We start from the raw sequence: 245 nt of genomic DNA, 5'->3' as shown, positions 1-245 counted from the left end.
GCATGAACATGTAGGGGTTCTGCCCGAACTGCATCAACCCCAGCAGCGCGACGCCTTCGCCCAGGAAGATGATGAACATGGTGTTTTCGCGACCGATCTTGTCCGAGATGAAACCGCATAGCGGGCGCGTGAAGCCGTTGCACAGATTGTCGATGGACAAGGTCATCGCGAGCAGCGGCAAGGTCGCGCCGAACAGACTCACTGGCAAACTTGCGAAGCCGTATTCCTTGGCGATCGGCCCGAAT

1 pseudogene is annotated in these 245 nt (G+C 58.0%); it reads right to left on the bottom strand.

The window, feature by feature from the left end:
• Positions 1 to 245: pseudogene (locus NCR39_RS29005) on the bottom strand (oxalate/formate MFS antiporter); the annotation flags it as partial.

The sequence above is a fragment of the Caballeronia sp. ATUFL_M2_KS44 genome (assembly GCF_023630965.1).
Classification (GTDB): domain Bacteria; phylum Pseudomonadota; class Gammaproteobacteria; order Burkholderiales; family Burkholderiaceae; genus Caballeronia; species Caballeronia concitans.
This window is presented reverse-complemented; position numbering and strand designations above follow the sequence as displayed.